The organism is Micromonospora humidisoli, from assembly GCF_016900955.1.
GTDB lineage: Bacteria > Actinomycetota > Actinomycetes > Mycobacteriales > Micromonosporaceae > Micromonospora > Micromonospora wenchangensis.
In genome coordinates, this window is the sequence record NZ_JAFEUO010000006.1 from 391725 (window position 1) to 413628 (window position 21904).

Annotated in this window: 20 protein-coding genes; 13 read left to right on the forward strand and 7 right to left on the reverse strand. The window is 73.8% G+C overall.

Annotation, left to right across the window (positions count from 1 at the left end; genetic code table 11):
• Positions 1–67 precede the first annotated feature (67 nt).
• A complete protein-coding gene (locus tag JQN84_RS23265; protein ID WP_204922898.1) occupies positions 68–304 on the forward strand; it encodes a GntR family transcriptional regulator in 237 nt (78 codons plus the stop codon).
• 68 nt (positions 305–372) lie between these two features.
• Positions 373–1344, forward strand: coding sequence for a DNA polymerase domain-containing protein (locus tag JQN84_RS23270; protein WP_204960634.1), 972 nt, complete (start codon positions 373–375; stop codon positions 1342–1344).
• Positions 1345–1423: 79 nt separating this feature from the next.
• Here the strand turns inward: JQN84_RS23270 and JQN84_RS23275 are convergent, their stop codons facing one another.
• A complete protein-coding gene (locus JQN84_RS23275) occupies positions 1424–1930 on the reverse strand; it encodes an Lrp/AsnC family transcriptional regulator (protein WP_204960635.1) in 507 nt (168 codons plus the stop codon).
• Between the two features lie 72 nt (positions 1931–2002).
• Here JQN84_RS23275 and pdhA point away from each other — a divergent pair, with 72 nt between their 5' ends.
• The 6 genes from pdhA (at position 2003) to JQN84_RS23305 (ending at position 9671) form a co-directional block, all read left to right on the forward strand.
• Positions 2003–3202 carry a pyruvate dehydrogenase (acetyl-transferring) E1 component subunit alpha gene (gene pdhA, locus JQN84_RS23280; RefSeq protein WP_204960768.1) on the forward strand — a complete coding sequence of 400 codons (1200 nt, stop codon included), beginning with the start codon at positions 2003–2005 and terminating at the stop codon, positions 3200–3202.
• Positions 3202–4218, forward strand: coding sequence for an alpha-ketoacid dehydrogenase subunit beta (locus JQN84_RS23285; protein ID WP_204960636.1), 1017 nt, complete (start codon positions 3202–3204; stop codon positions 4216–4218). The genes pdhA and JQN84_RS23285 overlap by 1 nt, the downstream gene beginning before the upstream one ends.
• Positions 4215–5753 carry a dihydrolipoamide acetyltransferase family protein gene (locus tag JQN84_RS23290; protein ID WP_204960637.1) on the forward strand — a complete coding sequence of 513 codons (1539 nt, stop codon included), beginning with the start codon at positions 4215–4217 and terminating at the stop codon, positions 5751–5753. Before JQN84_RS23285 ends, JQN84_RS23290 begins: the two co-directional genes overlap by 4 nt.
• 249 nt (positions 5754–6002) lie before the next feature.
• Complete coding sequence (locus tag JQN84_RS23295; protein WP_204960638.1) at positions 6003–7682, forward strand: right-handed parallel beta-helix repeat-containing protein; 1680 nt, start codon at positions 6003–6005, stop codon at positions 7680–7682.
• A gap of 175 nt (positions 7683–7857) precedes the next feature.
• On the forward strand, positions 7858–9135 hold the full coding sequence (locus JQN84_RS23300) for a L,D-transpeptidase (RefSeq protein ID WP_204960639.1): 1278 nt from the start codon (positions 7858–7860) through the stop codon (positions 9133–9135).
• A 167-nt stretch (positions 9136–9302) separates the two neighbouring features.
• Entirely contained in the window at positions 9303–9671 is a 369-nt protein-coding gene (locus tag JQN84_RS23305) for an STAS domain-containing protein (protein ID WP_204960640.1), read from the forward strand.
• Between the two features lie 172 nt (positions 9672–9843).
• On the opposite strand, the gene JQN84_RS23310 is transcribed toward JQN84_RS23305, so the two are convergent.
• Together JQN84_RS23310 and JQN84_RS23315 are read right to left on the reverse strand one after the other, a co-directional pair.
• Complete coding sequence (locus JQN84_RS23310) at positions 9844–10227, reverse strand: FKBP-type peptidyl-prolyl cis-trans isomerase (RefSeq protein WP_204960641.1); 384 nt, start codon at positions 10225–10227, stop codon at positions 9844–9846.
• Between the two features lie 259 nt (positions 10228–10486).
• Positions 10487–11053, reverse strand: coding sequence for a DoxX family protein (locus JQN84_RS23315; protein ID WP_204960642.1), 567 nt, complete (start codon positions 11051–11053; stop codon positions 10487–10489).
• Positions 11054–11279: 226 nt separating this feature from the next.
• Between JQN84_RS23315 and JQN84_RS23320 the strand changes: the two genes are divergently transcribed.
• Positions 11280–11969, forward strand: coding sequence for a CBS domain-containing protein (locus tag JQN84_RS23320; protein WP_204960643.1), 690 nt, complete (start codon positions 11280–11282; stop codon positions 11967–11969).
• 21 nt (positions 11970–11990) lie between these two features.
• Here JQN84_RS23320 and JQN84_RS23325 read toward each other — a convergent pair whose 3' ends face one another.
• The gene (locus tag JQN84_RS23325; RefSeq protein ID WP_204960644.1) at positions 11991–12707 is read right to left on the reverse strand and encodes a helical backbone metal receptor; all 717 of its coding nucleotides are present in this window, start codon (positions 12705–12707) and stop codon (positions 11991–11993) included.
• 15 nt (positions 12708–12722) lie between these two features.
• Entirely contained in the window at positions 12723–13832 is a 1110-nt protein-coding gene (locus JQN84_RS23330; RefSeq protein WP_281897186.1) for a DICT sensory domain-containing protein, read from the reverse strand.
• A 142-nt stretch (positions 13833–13974) separates the two neighbouring features.
• On the opposite strand from JQN84_RS23330, the gene JQN84_RS23335 reads away from it, so the two are divergent.
• Both JQN84_RS23335 and JQN84_RS23340 read left to right on the forward strand, forming a co-directional pair.
• On the forward strand, positions 13975–14847 hold the full coding sequence (locus JQN84_RS23335; protein ID WP_204960645.1) for a hypothetical protein: 873 nt from the start codon (positions 13975–13977) through the stop codon (positions 14845–14847).
• 321 nt (positions 14848–15168) lie between these two features.
• The gene (locus JQN84_RS23340; RefSeq protein WP_204960646.1) at positions 15169–16473 is read left to right on the forward strand and encodes a hypothetical protein; all 1305 of its coding nucleotides are present in this window, start codon (positions 15169–15171) and stop codon (positions 16471–16473) included.
• A gap of 212 nt (positions 16474–16685) precedes the next feature.
• Here JQN84_RS23340 and JQN84_RS23345 read toward each other — a convergent pair whose 3' ends face one another.
• Entirely contained in the window at positions 16686–17033 is a 348-nt protein-coding gene (locus JQN84_RS23345; RefSeq protein ID WP_204960647.1) for a histone-like nucleoid-structuring protein Lsr2, read from the reverse strand.
• A 243-nt stretch (positions 17034–17276) separates the two neighbouring features.
• Here JQN84_RS23345 and lon point away from each other — a divergent pair, with 243 nt between their 5' ends.
• Complete coding sequence (gene lon / locus JQN84_RS23350) at positions 17277–19613, forward strand: endopeptidase La (RefSeq protein WP_204960648.1); 2337 nt, start codon at positions 17277–17279, stop codon at positions 19611–19613.
• 127 nt (positions 19614–19740) lie between these two features.
• Entirely contained in the window at positions 19741–20112 is a 372-nt protein-coding gene (locus JQN84_RS23355; RefSeq protein WP_204960649.1) for a DoxX family protein, read from the forward strand.
• Between the two features lie 56 nt (positions 20113–20168).
• Here the strand turns inward: JQN84_RS23355 and JQN84_RS23360 are convergent, their stop codons facing one another.
• Complete coding sequence (locus JQN84_RS23360) at positions 20169–21887, reverse strand: DEAD/DEAH box helicase (RefSeq protein ID WP_204960650.1); 1719 nt, start codon at positions 21885–21887, stop codon at positions 20169–20171.
• Between the last annotated feature and the right edge of the window lie 17 nt (positions 21888–21904).

Genomic DNA, 21904 nt, shown 5'->3' on the forward strand with positions numbered 1-21904 from the left:
ACAAGCATGAACGTCTAGAGACGTAGCTAAAGAACCTGCCTCGTCTTGGCTCGATTAGTTTCTTGCCATGATCGATCCAGACGGCCCGGTGCCGGTCTACCGCCAGGTGGCAAACATCTTGGCTGGTCGGATCAGCAACGGTGACCTCGCGGCGCATCGACCGATTCCGAGCGAAGCGGCGATCGTTCAGGAGTTCGGGGTGGCCCGGGGGACCGCCCGGCGTGCCGTCGCGGAGCTTCGCGAGCGTGGGCTGGTCTACACCGTGCCGCAGCGCGGCACCTACGTCGGGCAACCCGAGGCGTAGCCCGCCGCGTATCGCTGCGATCCGGTGAGCCGGCTCCGGGTGTCGGGGGTGGCCGTTACCGTGTGAGCGTGGCGACGGCGGCCGAGGAGATCCAGGTGGGGGAGCGGCTGGTCCGTATCTCCAGCCCCGACAAGCCCTACTTTCCGGAGCGCGGGCTGACCAAGCGGGACGTGGTCGGCTACTTCCTGGCCGTCGGTGACGGCATCCTGCGCGCCCTGCGGGACCGGCCTACGATGCTGGAGCGCTGGCCGCGCGGCGTGTTCGCGGGGGCGAAGATCGGCACCCGGCAGGACAACCGGGGTGACGCCTTCTATCAGAAGCGGCTCCCGGCCGGCGCGCCCGACTGGGTGCGCACCGCACACCTCACGTTCCCCAGCGGCCGGACCGCCGACGAGGTCGCGCCGGGCGAACTGGCGGTGGTGATCTGGGCGGCCAACCTCGGCACCCTGCGGTTCCATCCCTGGCCGGTGACGGCGGCCGACGTGGAGCGCCCCGACCAGCTCCGGATCGACCTGGACCCGATGCCGGGGGTCGGCTTCGACCGGGTGGTGCCGGTGGCGCACGAGGTCCGGGCGTTCCTCGCCGAGCTGGGCATGGTCGGCTACCCCAAGACCACCGGCGGGCGTGGCCTGCACGTCTACCTGTCCATCGAGCCCCGGTGGAGCTTCGGGGAGTGCCGGCGCGCGGTGCTCGCCCTCGGTCACGAGCTGGCGCGGCGGCTGCCCGACCTGGTCACCACCACCTGGTGGCGGGAGCAGCGGGACCGGCCGGTCTTCATCGACTACAACCAGATGGCCCGCGACCACACGGTGACCTCGGCGTACTCGATCCGGCCCACCCCGGCGGCGCTGGTGTCGGCCCCGCTGGACTGGGCGGAGCTGGACGACGCCCGCCCGGAGGACTTCGACGTGCTGAGCATGCCGTCCCGGTTCGCCGAGCGCGGCGACCCGCACGCCGGCCTGGACGGCGACCGCTTCTCCCTGGAGCCGCTGCTGGCGCTGGCCGACCGCGCCGGCCTGGCCGCCCCACCGGAGCGCTGACCGGCCGCCCTACTGCCCCGCCGTAACGCTGACCGACCGGGTGCCGGCTCGTCGCCGGGCTGACCGGCCGGGCCGCCACTCAGGCCCAGGGGCTGGCGGCCCCGTCGAACTCGTCGAAGACCAGCCAGGTACGGGTGGACAGCACGCCGGCGATGCCCTGCACCCGGCTGAGCACCACGTCCCGCAGGGTGGCGTTGTCCGGCGCGCGGACCAGGGCCAACACGTCGTGCTCCCCGCTGAGCAGCGCCACGTGCTCGATGTAGCGCACCCGGGCCAACTCCGCTGACACCTCCCGCCAGGTGTTCTGCTGGATGGTCAGCGAGATGTACGCCGAGGTGCCCAGCCCGGCCGGCTCGGGTGCCACCCGGGCCCGGAACCCGGTGATCACCCCCTCGCGCAGCAGCCGCTCCACCCGGGCGTACGCGTTGGTGCGCGACACGTGCACCCGCTCGGCGAGCGTACGCATGGACAGCCGGCCGTCCCGGGTCAGCTCGTCGAGGACCCGTCGGTCCACCTCGTCCAGCGGCGTGACCGAACGTCCCGTTGCGCCCGGTGGGCCCGGCGGCGGGGTGGTCTGCTGGCTCATCAGATACTCCTCGGTAGGCCAATCGTCCCGCGTTCACCGGGAATGTTGAGTCAATCATCCAACGGCTGGAGCATAGGGCCACCACACGTCCAGGAGGTCCCCGCCGTGACGACCACACCCCAGGCGGTCCGCAGGGCATCCCCGCGTACCCGTCGACCGGCCACCCCGGTCGCCCCCGACCCGACGACCGGCCTGCTCCCGCAGGCCGAACCGGTCCGGCTGCTCGACCCCGACGGCACCCCGCTGCCACCCCGCGCCGACCTGCCCGCACCGCCTGTCGAGACGCTGCGCGAGATGTACCGCCGGATGGTCGTCGGCCGTCGCTTCGACGCGCAGTCCACCGCCCTGACCAAACAGGGCCGGCTCGCCGTCTACCCGTCCTCGCGCGGCCAGGAGGCCTGCCAGGTCGGCGCGGTGCTGGCGCTGCGCGACGACGACTGGGTCTTCCCCACCTACCGGGAGTCGATGGCGCTGACCGCCCGGGGCATCGACCCGGTCGAGGTGCTCACCCTGCTGCGCGGCGACTGGCACTGCGGGTACGACCCGACCGTGGTCCGCACCGCGCCGCAGTGCACCCCGCTGGCGACCCAGTGCGTGCACGCCGCCGGTCTTGCCTATGGGGAGTCCTACCAGGGGCGGGACACCGTCGCGCTGGCCTTCATCGGCGACGGCGCGACCAGCGAGGGCGACTTCCACGAGGGGCTGAACTTCGCGGCCGTGTTCAAGGCCCCGGTCGTCTACTTCGTGCAGAACAACAAGTACGCGATCAGTGTGCCGCTGTCCCGGCAGACGGCCGCGCCGAGCCTGGCCTACAAGGGCGTCGGCTACGGGGTGCCCAGCGAGCAGGTCGACGGCAACGACCCCGTCGCCGTCCTGGCGGTGCTCACCCGGGCGGTGGCGCACGCCCGCGCCGGGCACGGGCCGTACCTGGTCGAGGCGCACACCTACCGGATGGAGGCGCACACCAACGCCGACGACGCCAGCCGCTACCGGGACCCCGACGAGGTGGAGGCGTGGCGGGACCGCGACCCGGTGGCCCGGCTGGAGGCGTACCTGCGCAGCCGGGGCGAGTTGGACGACGCGGCGGTGGCGCAGGTCGCCGCCGAGGCCGAGGCGTACGCCGCCGACCTGCGGGAGCGGATGCACGCCCAGCCGGTCGTCGACCCGTTGAGCCTGTTCGAGCACGTCTACGCCGAGCCGACCCCGCAGCTGGTCGAGCAGCGCGAGATGGTCCGGGCCGAGCTGGCCGCCGACGCGGAGGGGGACGCCTGATGGCCACCATGACCATGGCGAAGGCGCTCAACGCCGCGCTCGCCGACGCGATGCTCGACGACGAGCGGGTGCTCGTCTTCGGCGAGGACGTCGGGCAGCTCGGCGGGGTCTTCCGGATCACCGACGGGTTGCAGGCCCGGTTCGGCGACAAGCGCTGCTTCGACACCCCGCTGGCCGAGGCCGGCATCGTCGGGTTCGCCGTCGGGCTGGCCATGTCCGGGCTGCGGCCGGTGGTGGAGATGCAGTTCGACGCGTTCGCCTACCCGGCGTTCGAGCAGATCGCCTCGCACGTGGCGAAGCTGCGCAACCGCACCCGGGGCGCGCTGAGCGTGCCGATGGTCATCCGGGTGCCGTACGCCGGTGGCATCGGCGGGGTGGAGCACCACTGCGACTCGTCGGAGGCGTACTACGCGCACACCCCCGGCCTGAAGGTGGTCACCCCGGCGACCGTCGAGGACGCGTACTCGCTGCTGCGGGAGGCGATCGCCGACCCGGACCCGGTGGTGTTCCTGGAGCCGAAGAAGCTCTACTTCGCCAGCGGCGAGGCCGCGCTGCCGGCCCGGACCGCCCCGTTCGGCCGGGCCGTGGTGCGCCGTCGCGGCACCGACGCCACCCTGGTCGCGTACGGCCCGGCGGTGCCGGTGGCGCTGGAGGCCGCCGAGGCCGCCCGGGAGGACGGCTGGGACCTGGAGGTCGTCGACGTGCGCACCATCGTGCCGTTCGACGACGCCACGGTCACCGCCTCGGTCCGCCGCACCGGCAGGTGCCTGGTGATCACCGAGGCGCAGGGCTTCGCCGGGGTCGGCGCGGAGATCGCCGCGCGGGTGCAGGAACGTTGCTTCCACGCCCTGCACGCCCCGGTGCTGCGGGTGTCCGGGCTGGACATCCCCTACCCGGCGCCGATGCTGGAGCACACCCACCTGCCCGGGGTGGACCGGGTCCTCGACACCGTGGCCCGCCTCCAGTGGGACGACCGGCCCGACCCGCGCTGGCTGGCCCAGGGGAGCGCGGCGTGAGCGCCCGCACCGCCACCGGCACCCGGGTGTTCCTCCTGCCCGACCTGGGTGAGGGGCTGAGCGAGGCCGAGATCGTCGAGTGGAAGGTCGCCGTCGGTGACCTGGTCACCGTGGACCAGAGCGTGGTGGAGGTGGAGACCGCCAAGGCCGTGGTCGACGTGCCCTGCCCGTACGCCGGGCGGGTCGTCGCGCTGCACGGCGCGGCCGGCGAGACGCGCCCGGTCGGCCAGCCGCTGATCACCGTCGCGCCGGCCGACGGCGGCGACGAGCCCGCCGGGCACGCCACCTACCGCGAGGAGGAGCGGGCCGGCTCCGGCAACGTCCTGATCGGGTACGGCACCGGCCACGGCGGCTCCGCCCGCCGCCGGCGTCGCCCCCGGCTGACACTGGCTCCGGAGCCGGTCGCCGGTGGTGCTGCCGCAGCCGTCGCGGAGCGTGCCCCCGAGCCCGCCACCGGCCCGCCGTCCGCGCCGAGGGGCCCGGCCGGCGCGGGTGTGGACGCTGCGGCCTCCGCCGGGGTGGCCGCCGGCGGTGCCGTCGGGCCGGTGGGGGGCGGCACCGCCCCGACCGGCGAGACGGCCGTCCTGGTCATCTCCCCGATCGTGCGTCGGCTCGCCCGCGACCACGGGGTGGACCTGGGCAGCCTGCGCGGCACCGGTCCGGGTGGTGTGATCCGTCGCTGTGACGTGGAGGCCGCCCTGGCCACCCCGCCGCAGCGGCCCGCCGGCCGCGCCGCCGCGCGTGACCAGCACAGCGCAGACCCGGCCCCGCCCGGCCCGGGGCGGCCCGCCGCCGTCGCGGAGCCGGCCCCGGCGCACGTCGGGCTCGCTCCGGCCGACGCGTCCGACGTCGTCATCCCGCTCACCGGCATCCGTCGGGTGATCGCCGACAAGCTCTCCCGCAGCCGTCGGGAGATCCCCGAGGTCACCATCTGGGTGGACGCGGACGCCACCGCGCTGCTGGCCACCCGGGCGGCGATCAACGCGGCCACCCCGGACGCGCCGGTCAGCGTGCTGGCCCTGCTGGCCCGGATCTGCCTCAGCGGCCTGCGCCGGTTCCCGCAGCTCAACGCCCACGTCGACACCGAGGGGCAGCGCATCGTCCAGTCGGCCGGGGTGCACCTGGGCATCGCCGCGCAGACCGACCGGGGCCTGCTCGTGCCGGTGCTGCGCGACGCCCAGCGGCTGACCACCAGGGAGTTGGCCGCCGCGTTGGCGCAGACCACCGCCGACGCCCGCGCCGGCACCCTGCCACCGGCCCGGCTCACCGGCGGCACCTTCACCCTCAACAACTACGGCGTGTTCGGGGTGGACGGTTCCACCCCGATCATCAACCACCCGGAGGCGGCGCTGCTCGGGGTGGGGCGGATCGTGGACAAGCCGTGGGTGGTCGACGGGCAGCTGGCCGTCCGCAAGGTGACCCAGCTCAGCCTCACCTTCGACCACCGGGTCTGCGACGGCGGGGTGGCCGGCGGGTTCCTGCGCCACGTCGCCGACTGCGTCGAACAACCGGCGCTGCTGGTGGCGAACGTCTGACCGGTACGCCCGGAGCCGGTCACCCTGGGCGGGGTGGCCGGCTCCGTCGTGCGGCCCGGCGTTCGTCCGGTTCGCCGGGCAGCACCGGTGGGCGGTCGGGTTTTCCGCCCGACGGGCCGGGAAACCGGCGCAGGTCGCGCGGATGCGCCGCACCGTCGGGTGGGCGTACGCCGGCGGCTGCCGCCCTGCGCGCGCCCGGTCGCGGCCCTGCCGTGTCGGTCGTGGACGTACCGCCGAGAGGAGCCACCCGTGCCGTACCAGGGTCTGCCCGTCGCCGTCCGGGACCGCCGTCCCCCCGTCGCCGGTGCGCCGCTGTGGTGCAACGCCCACGACTACGGGTTGACCGGCGACGGGGTGACCAACGACCAACCCGCGCTGGCGGCCCTGGTGGACCGGCTCGGTGACGGCTACGCGGCCGACGGGCGGGCCCGGGTGATCTGGTGCCCGCCGGGTATCTACTCCATCCGCGACGCCGGCACGGTGTGGCGCAGCGGGGTGTCGCTGATCGGCGCCGGCCCGGCCGCCACCCGGTTCCTGCTCAGCAACGAGGGCAACCGCAGTGACCCGACGCCGCTGGCGTTCTGGACGGTGCTCCAGCACGGCGCGGACCGGGACCGGCACATCGCCGACTGCACCTTCGCCGACTTCGAGATCGACGGCTCCGGGGTGGCCATGGCCGAGTACAACTACCTGGCCAAGGGCCTCGGGTTGCAGTACGTGGTGCGCGGGGTGTTCCGCAACCTCTACATCCACCACACGGCGGCCAGCGGCCTGGGCTGCGACTTCCTCCAGGACACCCTGGTCGACGGGGTGGTGGTGGTCGGCTGCGGCCGGCTGGACAACGGCGAGCAGATGGGCGGCGCGGGCATCGGCATCGGCATCGGCGGCTGGGGCGACATGGAGCGGCTCACCATCGCCAACTGCACCGCCCTGGCCAACGGCACCAACGGCATCTTCCTGGAACTCCAGAAGGACTACTGGACGCCGCCGCGCGGGTACCGGATCGTCGGCTGCCACAGCCAGGGCAACCGGTTCGGCATCTCCGACTGGGGGGCCGACGGGCTGATCGTCACCGGCTGCACGATGACCGGCAACCTGGAGGCCGGCTTCGACGTGTCGGGCAACGGCACCTCCGGGGTCGCCGGCCGCGGTGGTCTGCTCACCGACTGCGTCATCGACGGCAACGTGGGCGACGGGATCAGCGTGGGCAACACCCCGGGCCCGTACACGGTGCGGGGTAACCGGATCAGCGGCAACGGCGGCTACGGCTACCACCAGCACGACCTGGGGCGGGGCTATCCGCACCCGGCGCAGGACGTGGTGGTGGAGAGCAACGAGTTCTGGGGCAACGGCCTGGACGCGATCCGGGTGGACCGCCCGATGACCGACGCGATGGTGCTCGACAACCGGATCCGCAACAACGGCCGGCGGTGCGCCGACGCGTCCCACGGTGGCGGCGAGTCGGTCCGCTACAGCGAACGGTCCCTGGTCGACCGCTCGGCGACCTGGGCGCAGGACAGCCACCGGGGCACGGTGTTGCGGGTCGGCCGGCGGGTCGCCGTGGTCGCCACGAACACCGCCACCGAACTGCACCTCGCCCCGGTACGTCCCGACGCCTACAGCGGGTGGAGCGGGGACACCCCGCTGCCGGGCACCCCGTACGAGTTGCCGGCCGCGCCGCCGACCCGGGCCGGCATCGCGATCAACGCGGCGTTCGACTCGGCGACGGTGCGCGGCAACCGGATCTGGGACAACCACGACGACCGCACCCAGACCCACGGGATGTGGATCACCCCCCGGGGCAGTTGCGTCGACTGCCGGGTCGAGGACAACGACCTGGCCGGCAACGCGGTGGCGGCCCTGCGACTGGACACCCCGCCGGTCGGTGGGCGGTGGCACCGCAACCACGGCGACCAGGACTGGGACTGACCGGTCGGGGTGTCCCGGCACGGCCGATCCCGGACATCGGCGGCACCGTGGCCCCCGGTGGCCCGGCCGGGTCGATAAGCCCGGCCCCGCGCGTCCGGTTCCCCGGAAAGCCCGGCCCGGCCCGAGAAACGCTGTACAGAATGTGGCCAACGGGACTGGAAACGGGGGATGGAATATGGACGTGAGGCGGCGATTGACGCTCATGGCGGTGACCATCGCAGCCACACCGTTGGTCCTCGGCGGGTGTACCGCCGAGCGCAAGCCGTCGGCCGGGGCGGCACCTGGCGCGGCGGCGGCCCCCACGGTGACGGTGACCCCCGCCGACCGGGCGAAGGACGTCCCGGTCAGCGCGGAGGTCGGTGCCACCGTGAGCAACGGCCGGGTGACCAGCGTCAAGCTCACCGACGACAAGGGCCGGGTGGTGGCCGGGGAGCCGCGGGAGGACGGGTCGAGCTGGGTGCCGGCGGCCCCGCTGGGCAGCGGCCGGACCTACACCGCGGAGGTCACCGCGACCGGCGACGCCGGCCGGACGACCGTCGGGCGCACCACGTTCACGACGGCCGCGACGAATACGAACCGGTCGGCGCTGACCAGCGTGCTCTATTTCGCCGGGAACCAGACGTACGGCACGGCGATGCCGGTCACGGTGGCATTCGAACCGGCCGTTCCGAAAGAGGCCAGGGCGGCCGTGCAGCGACGATTGTTCGTGAGGACCGATCCGCCCCAGCCGGGCACCTGGTCATGGCTGGAGGACGGCAGCCAGGTCTACTACCGGGCCCCCGACTTCTGGCGTCCCGGGACGACGATCAGCGTCCGGTCGGCGCTTGCGGGGCTGCCCATCGGCAAGGAGTACGTCGGTGACGCCGACCGGCGGTCCACCTCGAAGATCGGCCGGCAGGTCGCCCTGGACATCGACAACGCCACCAAGCAGATGTCGGTCTTCCAGGACGGTCGGCTGGTCCGCCGGATCCCGGTCAGCCTCGGCAAGCCGAGCACCCCGAGTTCCAGCGGCAAAATGGTGATCATGGAGAAGCACCAGCAGACCCGCTTCGACACCCGGGGGGAGCCCGACGGCGGCTACGTGGTCGACGTCGAGGACGCCCAGCGCCTCACCTGGGGCGGCGAGTTCATCCACGCCGCCCCCTGGTCGGAGGGGGACCAGGGCTACACCAACGTCTCGCACGGCTGCGCCAACGTCTCCTCGGCCGCCGCCGACTGGCTGATGGGCATCACCCAGGTCGGTGACCTGGTCACCGTGAAGGGCACCGAGGTGCCGCTGCGGCCCGGCAACGGCTGGACCGCCTGGAACACGAGCTGGGCCGAGTTCGCCCGGGGCAGCGCGCTGCCCGTACCGCCGGGGTTGAAGCCGGCGCCCGCCACCGCCGCGCCGCACCCGGGGGCGGTCGCCGGTGGCTCGTCGCCGGCCCCCGCGCCGTCGGCCAGCGGCGGCTGACGCAGAAGACCGCACCTGCGACGACCGGCCGTCGGAACGGCCGGTCGTCGCAGGTGCGACTCCACCCTGAGAAGGACTCGGGGTCGGCTCCGGGGCGACCCTGGGACTACCCCGAAACCCGCCCTGGGCAGGGCGGAAACGTCAGAGGTGGGGGCTAGATTCGGGGCATGACGCAGGATGAGGAGCGGTTCCACGTGCGGCTGCGGGTGGCCGACGACGTGGTCGAGGTGCGCGCGGCCGGTGAGATCGACATCGCCACCGTCGGCGCGTTCCGGGCCGCCCTCTGGGCCGCGCCGGCCCGCCCGCTGCTCCGGCTGGATCTCTCCGGGGTCCGGTTGCTGTCCGCCGCCGGGGTGCGGGCGCTGGTCGCCGCCCACCTGCGGGTCCGGGCCCGGGGCGGTGAGCTGGTGGTGGTCGACCCCGATCCGGTGGTCGCCCGGGTGCTGCGGGTCGGCGGCCTGCACCGCGTCATCGCCGTCCGGCACGGCGACGTCCCGGTCGCGACCGGGTCCCGCCCGCTGGCCGCCTGCGCCTGACCGCAGGCCCGGCGACACCCGGCGGTGCCTGGAGCGGCAGGCGACCGGGGCAGCACCGGAGCCCGGCCGGGGCCGCGCCACCGGGTGCGGCGATCAGGCCGTGCGGCGGGGTGCGGCGATCAGGCCGTGCGGCGGCGGGGCCGCCGGGCGGTGCCGGCGGCCCCGACCGGCGTCAGCGCACGCCGAGCAGGTCGACCACGAAGACCAGGGTCTCGTTCGGCTTGATCACGCCGCCCGCGCCCCGGCTGCCGTAGCCCAGGTGCGGCGGGATGGTGAGCCGACGGCGACCGCCGACCTTCATCCCCACCACGCCCTGGTCCCAGCCGGCGATGACCTGACCGCCGCCGAGCGGGAACTCGAACGCCTCGCCCCGGTTCCAGGACGCGTCGAACTCGCGGCCGGTGGAGTGGGCCACCCCCACGTAGTGCACGTTGGCGAGCTGGCCGGGACGCGCCTCCGGGCCCTCCCCGACGGTGATGTCCTCGATCACCAGGTCGGCCGGGGCCGCCCCCTCGATCGGGCCGATCTCCGGCTTGCCTGCCTGGGGCGTGTTCATCTGCTGTTCTCCTCTGTCGTCACCCGGTCGTCCGGACGGTGTCGATCCTGCCCGATCGGGGCACCCCGGCTGCCGTGGGCCCCGCCGACCGGGCCCGCGCGTCGCAGGACCGACGCGCGTCGCGGGCCGCGCGCGACGTGGGACCCGGCACGCGCGCAAGACCCCGCACGTGCGGGGTCCTACGCGCACACGGCAGGGGCGTCACCGTGGCGGTGACGCCCCTGCCGGTCGGTCGACCACCCGGGCTGGGTGGGACCGGTCACCTGAGCCAGCCGAACCGGCGGACCAGCGGGAGGGTGGCCCAGATCCGGCCGAGGCCGAGGGTGTTCCCCGCGCCGACCAGGGCGAGGCCGGCCAGCACCGCGGCGTAGATCAGGTGGTCGTCCATGAAGGGGTTGTTCTCCGGAGGAAGGACGGCGGTCCACATCAGCACCATGAGCAGACCCCCGGCGACGGCGGCGATCCGCATCCCGATGCCGAGCAGCAGGGCCACCCCGATCCCGGCCAGACCGATCATGAACAGCCAGTCGGCCCAGGCCGCCCCGGCGATGTCCTGGTAGAGCCCCTGGAACGGGCCCTTCGCGCCGAAGGCGAGGAAACCCTTGGTCGGGCTGCCGCCGTTGATCCAGGCGTTCTTCGCGGCGGTCTCGTGGCCGAGGCCGAACAGCTTGTCCAGGAACGCCCAGACGAAGATCCAGCCGAGGGCCAGCCGGGTTCCGGCCCAGACGTACCGGGCGGCCCGCTGGCGGGTGGTCTCGGTTCCGGCCACCGGTGCGATGGTCCTGGCGGTGGTGTTCCGCTCGATCGTCGCGGTCATGGTCTCCACGTCCCTTCTCTGCCTGGCACCGCACTTCCCGGTGGCAGTTACATTCCACGCCGCTCGGCGCGGTCCCGGCAGGGCCGACCGGTCCGTGCCGGGCCGGGACCTAAGTCCCCTGGTACGGGCGTCCGGACGGGACCTTCGACCTCGGTGTCACCGGTCCACCCGCCCCTGTACCGGCCGGTCGGCGCGGCCCTAGCGTCGGACGGGAGAACCGGGCGAGGAGGTCGTGATGAGGACGTGGCAGGTGGACGACGTGATGACCCGGGAGGTCGCCACGGTGGGGGAGGAGACCCCGTACCGGGTGATCGTCGACATGCTGATCCGCCGGGGCGTCAGCGCGGTGCCCGTGGTGGACGACTTCCGTCGGGTGCTGGGGGTGGTGTCCGAGGCGGACCTGCTGCACAAGGTGGAGCACTCCGGGGCGCAGGAGGAACGTCGGGTGTTCACCGGGCGGCGGCGTCGGGCGTCCCGGGAGAAGGCCGGGGCGCTGCTGGCGAAGGAGCTGATGACCGCGCCGGCCGTCACCACCTTCCCGGGGGCGTCGCTGCCGGCAGCGGCCCGGCTGATGGACCGGGAGGCGGTCAAGCGGCTGCCCGTCCTGGACGACCTGGGCCGGCTGGTCGGCATCGTCACCCGCAGCGACCTGCTGCGGGTGCACCTACGCACCGACGCCGAGATCCGTGAGGACGTGGTGCAGGAGGTGCTGCGCCGGGTGCTGGCCGTGCGGGACGGGCTGGTCACCGTGCAGGTCCGCGACGGCGCGGTGCGGTTGGACGGCCGGCTCGACCGGCGGACCGCCGCCGAGCTGGCGGAGAAACTCGCCGGCCAGGTCAGCGGCGTGGTCCAGGTCACCAGCACCATCGGGTACGACGTGGACGACGCCGGCCTGGTGGAGCGGGGCATCACCCCGGTGGCCTGACCCGCCTCCCGGCCGCCGGGGTCAGACCGGGGTGGCGAGTTGGGCGGCGAGCAGGGCCGGCGCCTCGGCCAGCGACGGGCCGTACCAGGTGAGGTGGCGGCCGGAGACCAGCGCGCAGCGGACACCGGGGAAGGCGTCCGGCCCGTCGTCGGCGGTGAACGCGTAGGGCTCGTCGGGGAGGACCACCAGGTCGGGCCGGCGGGCCCGCAGCGCGTCGAGGTCGGGACGCGGATACCGGTCCGGGTCGTCGTCGTACACGTTGACCACGCCGAGGCGGCGCAGCACGTCCCCGGCGAAGGTGTCCCCGCCGAGCACCACCCACGGCCGCCGCCACACCGGGACCACCGCCCGCCGGGGGCGGTCGGGGACGGCGGGCGCGGCCCACGCCCGGCGGGCGTCGAGCAGCCAGCCGGGCTCCCCGGTCACCCCCAGCGCGGCGAGCACCCCGGCCAGCTCGTCGAGGGCCTGCGGCACGGTCCGGGGATAGGTGACCAGCACCGGCACCCCGGCCGCGGTGAGGGTGTCCGCGTCGACGCGGCGGTTCTCCTCCACGTTGAGCAGCACCAGGTCAGGCCGCAGCGCCCGGACCCGGTCCAGGTCGGGGTACTTGCTGCCGCCGACCCGGGCGACGTCCAGCCCCGCCGGGTGCACGCACCAGTCGGTCGCGCCGACCAGCAGCTCCGGCGCGGTCACCGCCACCGCCTCGGTCAGCGACGGCACCAGCGAGACCACCCGCACGTCGTCCCCCCGTCCTCAGTGGGCGGCGCTGGCGACGGTCTCCCGGGCCACCGTGGCCACCGGCACGCCCTCCCGGGCCGCCCACTGCACGGCGTGCCGCACCTCGGCCACCGGCAACGGCCGCCGGTCGGTCACGGTGACCGCCGTGTGCACCGCGAAGGACACGAACGGGTACGACCTGGCCAGCCCGGCCACGCAGTCGTGCACCTGACCGGCCACCGCCAGCGCCTCCTCGCGGGTCAACGCCGGCAGCACCAGCAGGTACTCGTCGGGGGTGAGGCGGACGGCCCGGTCGACCGGGCGCAGCGGGGCGGTCAGCGCGGCGATCAGGGCCTGCGCCTCGCGTGCCGCGCTGCGGCGTCCGAACCGTTCCGGGGCGCCGGCCGGCTCACCGACGCGCACCCCGATCAGGGCCACCGGCAGGGTGCCGGTGGCGGTGATCCCGTCCATCCCGGTCCAGCGGCGCAGCGTCGGCTCGTCCACCAGCCCCGACGGGCCGTCCTCCGGCTCGGCGTGCCGGCCCGGCCCGTTGTGGTGGGCCCGCTCGGCGCGGTCGGCCATCAGCCGCAACGCCGCCTCGGCCCGGCTCTCCCCGGGGGTCGCCGGCAGGTCCCGGACCCGGTGCAGCACCTGGTCGACGGCGGTCAAGGCGGCCGGGGGGAGCCGGTCGCCGAGCTGCGCGCGCAGCCGGATCACCTCGTGCAACGCCTCGTCGCGGCGGAACCCCCAGCGGCCGGCGAAGAGCCGCCCCTGCTCCAGGGTGTCGGCCGGCACCACCTCCCGGCGGTCCCGGGCCACCAGGCTCGCCCCGAACCGGGGGGTCAGCGCCACCACGCTCCACTCCCGGGCCAGCTCCTCGGTGTCGTCGATCGTCACCGGGTACGCCCCGGCGGGCAGCTCCGGCGGTGTCTGCCCGACCAGCCCGACCACGGTGACCGCCGCGCCGGCCGCGATCCGGGCGTAGCGTTCCCGCTCCCGCTGGAAGTACGGCATCCGCTGGAACAGGGCGATCACCACCAGCGGGCCGTCCTCGGCGGTGGCCAGCGCCGACCGCTCGATGGCGTGGGAGACCGTGACGAGACTCCGCTTGGTCATCAGTTCCGGGGCCGGTCCGTCGTGCAGCACCCCGTGAGCGTAGAGATCGCGCCCGGGGCGCACCAACCGCCTGGTGCCGGGTCCGTCGTCCGAACCGGCGGGGTGGTGATCGCCCTCGACGTCCTAGACTCGGCCGGTCACCCTCGCCTGCCACGGACGGACCGACCGCACGATGACGCGTACCGCCACCGACGACGACGCCCGGCTACGGCCGGTGCCGACCGGTGCCGCGCCGCTGTTCGTCCGGGCCGGTCAGGCCGTGTACGCCGCCCGCCGGCTCGGCGACCTGGTGACGCGCCGGCCGGCCGGGGTCACCGGGCACCAGTGGAGTTCCGCCCTGCGCGAGGAGTTCGACCACGTCGTCTGCGCGGCCGACACCGGTGTGCCGCTGTTCGCCCTGACCGTCGGACCGACCGCGCCCCCCGGGTCGGCCGGGCAGCGGGCCGGGCGGATGGCCGCCGCGGTGTGCGCCGCCGTGGGCCTGCCGGTGCTGCGGATCGGCTCGCCGACGCTGCGGGCCGCCGGGCACGGCCGGCGCATCGTCACGTACGTCATCGACGCGCGCGCCTACGCCGCCGGGGCTGCCCCGGACGGGTCGGACGACGCCCCGGTGGACTTCCGGGACATCGTCGGGCGGCTGCCGGACGGACGTACCGGGCCGGTCAACGACCTCGGCGCGTTGTCCCGGGCGGCGGCCGTCGAGGCGTACGTGTCGCGGCGGCTCAGCGACCCGATCGTGCGCGGGTTGCACGTGCGCTGGGGCGACGGGACGGCCGAGGGGTGGAGCTGGGTCGAGGTGCGTCCCGGCCGGTGCCTGGTGGAGCGGGTCACGGTGCACGAGGCGCGGCTGCGCTGCGGGGTGGACCCGGGCCGGCTGGCCGAGGATCTCGCCGCGGTGGCGGTGGGCGACCGGCTGGCCGGGGCGCAGGACGAGGAACCGGCCCTGCTCGACCGGGACGACCTGCGTCGGCAGATCCGCGCGTTGCGGGACCAGCGCGACGAGTTGGCCGCCCCGTTCGCGTTCGATCACCTCTGCGTGGACTGACCGCCGTCGAAACGCCCCGCCGCCGAACGACCGGCCGTCATTTTCCGGCGACGGTTGGTGACATTGCGGCCGGCCCGGAAAACGGTCCGGGATTCCTCGATCCGCGTTGAACCTTCGCCGATGCCGGCCCGTACCTAAGCGGGAATGGACAGGATCTTCCCAGCCGCGCCACCCGACGCGGCGGACGGTGCGGAAAGGCATCGTCGGCCATCGACGTGCGACCGGAACGTCGCAGCGTCTCCGGCGGGGGTGACCGACCCGGAAAGGGTCTCCTCGTCGGGGGCGCGAGTCAGGTACCGGATCGAGAAGGAGAGCAATTCGATGCGCAGGTCCACAGGGGCACGCCGGTCATCCGGTAACGCGCGGAGCAAGCGGCTGCTGGCGGCGGTCGGTGCGCTCGTCGTCTTCGGCGGTATCGCCGCCGTCACCCAGATCTCCTCGGCCGGGGACAAGCCGAGGCAGCAGACCCGCAACGTCTCGTCGGCCTGCGTCGCACCGAGCCCCGGTGCCACCTCGCCGAGCGGGCGCGGCAGCACCACCCAGACGTGGCAGAACGGCAGGTGGGTCCGTAACCACTGGGGTGACGGCCAGATGTCCGTCGCCGAGTGCCAGGCGGTCAAGGCCGGCAACGCGCCGGTGACCACGCTGGCCTCGACGGTGGCCTGCCCGGAGGTGACCCCCCGGCTGCCGCAGATCCCGGCCCAGGCCAAGGCCGAGGTGGACAAGGAACTCGCCCTGCTCAAGACCCAGATCGACGACGCCAACAAGCGGTTGGCGGCCGAGGGGCGCAACGGTAAGGCGTTCATCGACAACGCCATCCTCGGCCCGCTGGCCGACAAGCGCCGGTCGGCGCTGAACCGGATCGCCACCGCGATCGGCCGCTTCGCCCAGCGTCCGCAGGGTCTGGAGCAGCTCGCCGGCTGCCAGGTGGCCGCCGCGGCCAACAACGGCGGCAACAACAACGGCCAGAACGGCAACAACGGCGGCCAGAACAACAACGGCGGCAACAACGGCGGCCAGAACGGCAACAACAACGGCCAGAACGGCAACAACGGCAACAACGGCAACAACGGCAACGCCCTGGGCGTGCTGGCCAAGGACTGCGCCAACAGCCGGTTGCAGCCGCACGACGGCTTCCAGAACGGCAACCGGTGCGTCAGCACCGCGTTCGGCGAGGTGGGCGCGGCGGCCAACAACCCGTCGCTGCTGATCACCCAGTTCCCCAACCAGGTGCAGCGCAACCAGGCCTTCACCCTGAAGGTCTCCACCCGCAACCTGGTCCGTGACCGGTTCCTGGCGGCCGGCCAGGGTGGCTACTACCTGGAGAGTTCGGTGCTCAACGGTCAGGGCCTGACCCGCGGTCACTTCCACACCGCCTGCCGGATGCTCCAGAACACCAACCAGGCCCCCTCGAACCCGCAGGACGTGCCGGCGTTCTTCGTGGCCACCGAGGACGGCAAGGGCGGCAACCAGGCCGACGACGTGACCATCCAGATCCCGGGCCTGCCGCAGTCGGGTACGGCGCAGTGCGCGGTCTGGGCCGGTGACGGCTCGCACCGGGTGCCGATGATGGAGCGGGCCAACCAGACCCCCGCCTTCGACGTGGTGCGTATCCGGGTCAACTGACCCGACGGGCGACGACTGCGGGCCATCCCGGAAACCTCCGGGATGGCCCGCAGTTCCGTTCCCGCCGGGTGCGCCGGCGGGCCGGGCAGCCTACCGGCAGATGTTTTCGGTGTGGGGTCGCCGGGTGGAAAATGTGGACACGGCAAAAACGCCGGGGTCACGCTGATATCCCAGCGTGACCCCGGCGTGTCCGTTCGTGGTCCGGCTCGTCGTCAGCGGCTCTTCCACGCCTCCACGACCGAGACCGGGATGCGCCCGCGCTCGGAGATTTCGTGTCCGTTCTTGGTGGCCCATTCCCGGATGGCACGGTTCTGCTCGCGATCCATTCCCGAGACGCCGGGGCGGGCCGGGCGGCGGGCCGGGCGACCGGCCTCGACGGCGCCCCGGCCCATTCGACGGCCAGCGGTGATGTAGGCGTCGAGGGCCTTGCGCAGCACCCCCGCGTTCTCGTCGGAGAGGTCGATGGTGTACGCCGCCCCATCCAGGCTGAACTCGACGGTCCGATCGGCCTTTCCGCCGTCGAGGTCGTCGGTCAGAACGGTGATTACTTTCCTTGCCATCGCCATTACTCCCTGTGGTGATCGGGGTGTGCTAAGAGTTTGACGTATCTGGCGGCAAATCCGCAACAATATGCCTTGCTTTCATTTGGCGGGTCGCGTCAATCCTGGGAAATCCGGGTGCGGCCAATGCTGGCCGGCGGTGGCGGTACGGCTGGGATGTGTCCTGGGTCACAGGTCGGAACACGGGGCACGGTTTGTGACTTGAGTGAGACACGCTCAACCTCAAGTGATGGCAGGTGTCCGATGGCAACCCTTCCGGTACTTCCCCTGACCGACGTCGTCCTGCTGCCCGGCATGGTCATCCCGGTGACCCTCGACCCGACCACCCAGGCCGCCGTCGACGCCGCCCGGGCCAGTGGCGACAAGACCCTGCTCGCCGTACCCCGCATCGACGGCGAGTACGGCCCCGTCGGCACGATCGCCACCATCGAGAAGGTGGGCCGCCTGCCCGACGGTGAGCCCGCCGCCGTGGTGCGCGGCCTCGCCCGCGCCCGGATCGGCTCCGGCGTCCCCGGACCCGGCGCGGCCCTCTGGGTGGAGGCCACCCGGCTCGACGAACCCGCCCCCGCCGGCCGCGCCCGCGACCTGGCCCGCGAGTACCGCGCCCTGATGACCTCGGTGCTCCAGCAGCGGGGCGCCTGGCAGGTCATCGACGCGATGGAGCGGATGACCGACCTGTCCGAACTGGCCGACGCGGCCGGCTACGCGCCGTGGCTCAGCCTGGCGCAGAAGACCGAACTGCTCGCCGCGCCGGACGTCACCGCCCGGCTGGAACTGCTCGTCGGCTGGGTGAAGGACCACCTGGCCGAGCAGGAGGTCACCGAACAGATCAACAGCGACGTCCGGGAGGGGCTGGAGAAGTCCCAGCGGGAGTTCCTGCTCCGCCAGCAACTCGCCGCGATCCGCAAGGAACTCGGCGAGGACGAGCCGGACGGCTCCGCCGACTACCGCTCCCGGGTCGAGTCGGCCGACCTGCCGGACAGGGTCCGCGAGGCGGCGCTGCGCGAGGTCGGCAAGCTGGAGCGGGCCAGCGACGCCTCACCCGAGGCGGGCTGGATCCGCACCTGGCTGGACACGGTGCTGGAGATGCCGTGGAACACGCGCACCGAGGACAACACCGACCTGACGGCGGCGCGGGCGGTGCTCGACGCCGACCACGCCGGCCTGGCCGACGTCAAGGACCGCATCCTGGAGTACCTCGCGGTGCGTAACCGTCGCGCCGAGCGCAACCTCGGCGTGGTCGGCGGACGCGGCTCCGGCGCGGTGCTCGCCCTCGCCGGCCCGCCCGGTGTCGGCAAGACCAGCCTCGGCGAGTCGGTGGCCCGCGCGCTGGGCCGCAACTTCGTCCGGGTCTCCCTGGGCGGCGTCCGCGACGAGGCCGAGATCCGTGGGCACCGGCGCACCTACGTCGGCGCGCTGCCCGGCCGGATCGTCAGGGCGCTGCGGGAGGCTGGCTCGATGAACCCGGTGGTGCTCCTCGACGAGGTCGACAAGCTGGCCGTCGGATACGCCGGTGACCCGGCCGCCGCGTTGCTGGAGGTGCTCGACCCGGCCCAGAACCACACCTTCCGCGACCACTACCTCGAGGTCGACCTCGACCTGTCCGACGTGCTCTTCCTGGCCACCGCCAACGTGGTGGAGACCATCCCCGGCCCACTGCTGGACCGGATGGAACTGGTCACCCTGGACGGGTACACCGAGGACGAGAAGGTCGCCATCGCCCGCGACCACCTGCTGCCCCGGCAGCTCCAGCGGGCCGGCCTGACCGCCGACGAGGTGACCGTCACCGACGAGGTGCTGGCGCTGATCGCGGGGGAGTACACCCGGGAGGCGGGCGTCCGGCAGCTCGAACGGGCCCTGGCGAAGATCCTGCGCAAGGTCGCCGTGGCCCTGGCCACCGACCCGGCCCCGGTCCGGGTCGACACCGACACCCTGGCCCGCTACCTGGGCCGGCCGAAGTTCACCCCGGAGTCGGCCGAACGGACGGCGGTGCCCGGCGTGGCCACCGGCCTGGCCGTCACCGGTGCCGGCGGCGACGTGCTCTTCATCGAGGCCACCGGCATGGACGGTGAGCCCGGGTTGACCCTCACCGGGCAGCTCGGCGACGTGATGAAGGAGTCCGCCCACATCGCGCTGTCCTACCTGCGCGCCAACGGGCGGCGCTACGGCCTCGACCCGAACGTCCTGGCCGGACGCCGGATCCACCTGCACGTGCCGGCGGGCGCGGTGCCCAAGGACGGCCCGAGCGCCGGCATCACCATGGTCACCGCGCTGGCCTCCCTGGTGACCGGCCGACCGGTACGGCCCGAGTTCGGGATGACCGGCGAGGTGACGCTGTCCGGGCGGGTACTGCCCATCGGCGGGGTGAAGCAGAAGCTGCTCGCCGCGCACCGGGCCGGCCTGACCGAGGTGATCATCCCGGCCCGCAACGAGCCGGACCTCGACGACCTGCCCACCGAGGTGCGCGCGGCGCTGACCGTGCACACCCTGGCCGACGTGGCCGACGTGCTCGCCCTGGCGTTGCGCCCGGCCGAGATCGACGCGGACACGCTCGGCGGTCGACCGGTCGGCGCCGCCTGACCGGAACCCACCGCACGGCCCCCGACGTCGCGCCCGGCGTCGGGGGCCGCTGCGGGCCCGTAGCCTGGACCTCTCCCGTTTCCCGCATCCGCCACCGTCCGGTGGCACCCCCCGGAGGCGACCACCCGTGAACGTGTTCCTGTGGATCGTGCAGATCCTGCTCGCCGCGCTCTTCGCCGGCGCAGGCTTGACCAAGCTCACCCAGCCCAGGGAGAAGCTGCTCGACCGGATGGGGTGGGTGCGGAACACCCCGCCGCTTCAGGTCAAGGCGCTCGGCGCGGCCGAGCTGCTGGCCGCGCTGGGGCTGGTCCTGCCCGGCCTCACCGGCATCGCCACGGTGCTCACCCCGCTGGCCGCCGTCGGACTGGTCATCGTGATGGCCGGCGCGATCGTGGTGCACGCCCGCGCCAAGGAACTCCCCGGCACCGTGGTGACCGTGGCGCTGCTGGTCCTGGCGGCACTCGTCGCCTGGGGCCGGTTCGGGCCGTACCCGCTCTGAGCCGCCGCGACCGGCCCGCATCCCGCGTGGGGAGGCGGGCCGGTGTCGCGTCCGGGTCAGCGCCCGTCGACGCCGCGGTCGCGCCGTACGGTCGCCTTGCGGCCCTTGATGGTGCTGTTGCGCAGCCCGGCGATCACCTCGTCGGCGACGCCCTGCGGCACCTCCACCAGCGAGAACCGGTCGGCGATCTCGATCGAGCCGATGTCCCGGCCGCTCACCCGGGTCTCACCGGTGATCGCGCCGACCAGGTCCTGCGGGCGTACCCCGGCCCGGCGGCCCAGGCCGATGAAGACCTGCGCGGTGCCGCCCGTGCGGGGCCGGCCGCCGCCGCGCCGGTCCCCACCCCGGCTGTCGAACCCGGGGCGGGGCTCCCGAGCCGGGCGGACCGGCACCTGCGGGATCTCCTCCTCGTCGTCGGAGCCCGGCAGGGCCGCCTCGTGGGCCAGCTTGACCGCGGCCAGCGCCACCTCCATCAGGTCGAACTCGTCCGACAGCGACTCGACGATCACCCGGAACGGGTCCAGGTCGTCCTCCAGCAGGCTCTCCCGCAGCGCCGCCTGGGTCAGCGCCAGCCGCCGGGTGCGCAGGTCGGCCACCGTCGGGATCTTGTCGATGGTGATCCGCTGGCCGGTGACCCGCTCGATGGTCTTGAGCATCCGGTGCTCCCGGGGCTCGGCCAGGGTGATCGCCACCCCCTCCCGGCCGGCCCGGCCCACCCGGCCGATCCGGTGCACGTACGACTCCGGTGCGGACGGCACGTCGTAGTTGACCACGTGGGTGAGCTGCTCGACGTCCAGCCCCCGGGCCGCCACGTCGGTGGCCACCAGCAGGTCGGCGGTGCCGGCGCGCAGCCGACCCATCACCCGGTCCCGCTGCTCCTGGCTCATCCCGCCGTGCAGCGCCTCGGCCCGGTAGCCGCGTCCGTTCATCGTCTCGGTGAGCCGGTCGACCTCCTCCCGGCTGCGGCAGAAGACGATCGCCGCCGTCGGGGACTCCACGTCCAGCACCCGGCCCAGCAGCGCCGGCTTGTGCGCCCGGGAGACGATGTAGGCGCTCTGCCGGACCCGGGGGGCCTCACCGGCCACCGGCTGCTCCCGCCCGATCTGGATGCGCTCCGGGTCGGTCAGGTGCTGGCGGGCGAGCCCGTCGATCCGGGCCGGCATGGTGGCCGAGAAGAGCACCGTCTGCCGCTGCGCGGGCGCGTGCTCCAGGATCGCCTCGATGTCCTCGGCGAAGCCCATGTCGAGCATCTCGTCGGCCTCGTCCAGCACGACCGTGGCCAGCGAACCCAACCGCAGGGTGCCCCGGGCGATGTGGTCCAGCGCCCGGCCCGGGGTCGCCACCACCACGTCCACGCCCAGGTCCAGGGCACGTAGCTGGCGGCCGATCGGCTGGCCGCCGTAGATCGGCAGCACCCGGGCGCCCAGGTCCTTGCCGTAGCGGTGGAACGCCTCGGAGACCTGCACGGCCAACTCCCGGGTGGGCACCAGCACCAGCGACACCGGGTCGCCGCCCTGGCGGTTCTGCGGCATCCGCTGCAACAGCGGCAGGGCGAACGCGGCGGTCTTGCCCGTACCGGTGGCCGCCTGCCCGAGCAGGTCCCGTCCCGACAGCAGCAGGGGGATCGCCTCCCGCTGGATGGGGGTCGGCTCCTCGTAGCCGAGCGCGGCGAGGGCGCCCAGCAACTCGGCGCGCAGCCCGAGATCCACGAAGGCGGGCCCGCCGTCGGAGTCGCCGGGAGCGGAGAGGTCGGTCGGTGTGGGTGCGGAACTCATGGGCAAAGTTTTCCATC

What these genes read in the sequence shown, in the direction of transcription:
- JQN84_RS23265 (WP_204922898.1), top strand. Translation starts at nt 68, where the DNA reads ATGATCGATCCAGACGGCCCGGTGCCGGTCTACCGCCAGGTGGCAAAC.
- JQN84_RS23275 (WP_204960635.1), bottom strand. Translation starts at nt 1,930, where the DNA reads ATGAGCCAGCAGACCACCCCGCCGCCGGGCCCACCGGGCGCAACGGGA.
- JQN84_RS23285 (WP_204960636.1), top strand. Translation starts at nt 3,202, where the DNA reads ATGGCCACCATGACCATGGCGAAGGCGCTCAACGCCGCGCTCGCCGAC.
- JQN84_RS23300 (WP_204960639.1), top strand. Translation starts at nt 7,858, where the DNA reads ATGGACGTGAGGCGGCGATTGACGCTCATGGCGGTGACCATCGCAGCC.
- JQN84_RS23305 (WP_204960640.1), top strand. Translation starts at nt 9,303, where the DNA reads ATGACGCAGGATGAGGAGCGGTTCCACGTGCGGCTGCGGGTGGCCGAC.
- JQN84_RS23310 (WP_204960641.1), bottom strand. Translation starts at nt 10,227, where the DNA reads ATGAACACGCCCCAGGCAGGCAAGCCGGAGATCGGCCCGATCGAGGGG.
- JQN84_RS23320 (WP_204960643.1), top strand. Translation starts at nt 11,280, where the DNA reads ATGAGGACGTGGCAGGTGGACGACGTGATGACCCGGGAGGTCGCCACG.
- JQN84_RS23335 (WP_204960645.1), top strand. Translation starts at nt 13,975, where the DNA reads ATGACGCGTACCGCCACCGACGACGACGCCCGGCTACGGCCGGTGCCG.
- JQN84_RS23340 (WP_204960646.1), top strand. Translation starts at nt 15,169, where the DNA reads ATGCGCAGGTCCACAGGGGCACGCCGGTCATCCGGTAACGCGCGGAGC.
- JQN84_RS23345 (WP_204960647.1), bottom strand. Translation starts at nt 17,033, where the DNA reads ATGGCAAGGAAAGTAATCACCGTTCTGACCGACGACCTCGACGGCGGA.
- lon (WP_204960648.1), top strand. Translation starts at nt 17,277, where the DNA reads ATGGCAACCCTTCCGGTACTTCCCCTGACCGACGTCGTCCTGCTGCCC.
- JQN84_RS23360 (WP_204960650.1), bottom strand. Translation starts at nt 21,887, where the DNA reads ATGAGTTCCGCACCCACACCGACCGACCTCTCCGCTCCCGGCGACTCC.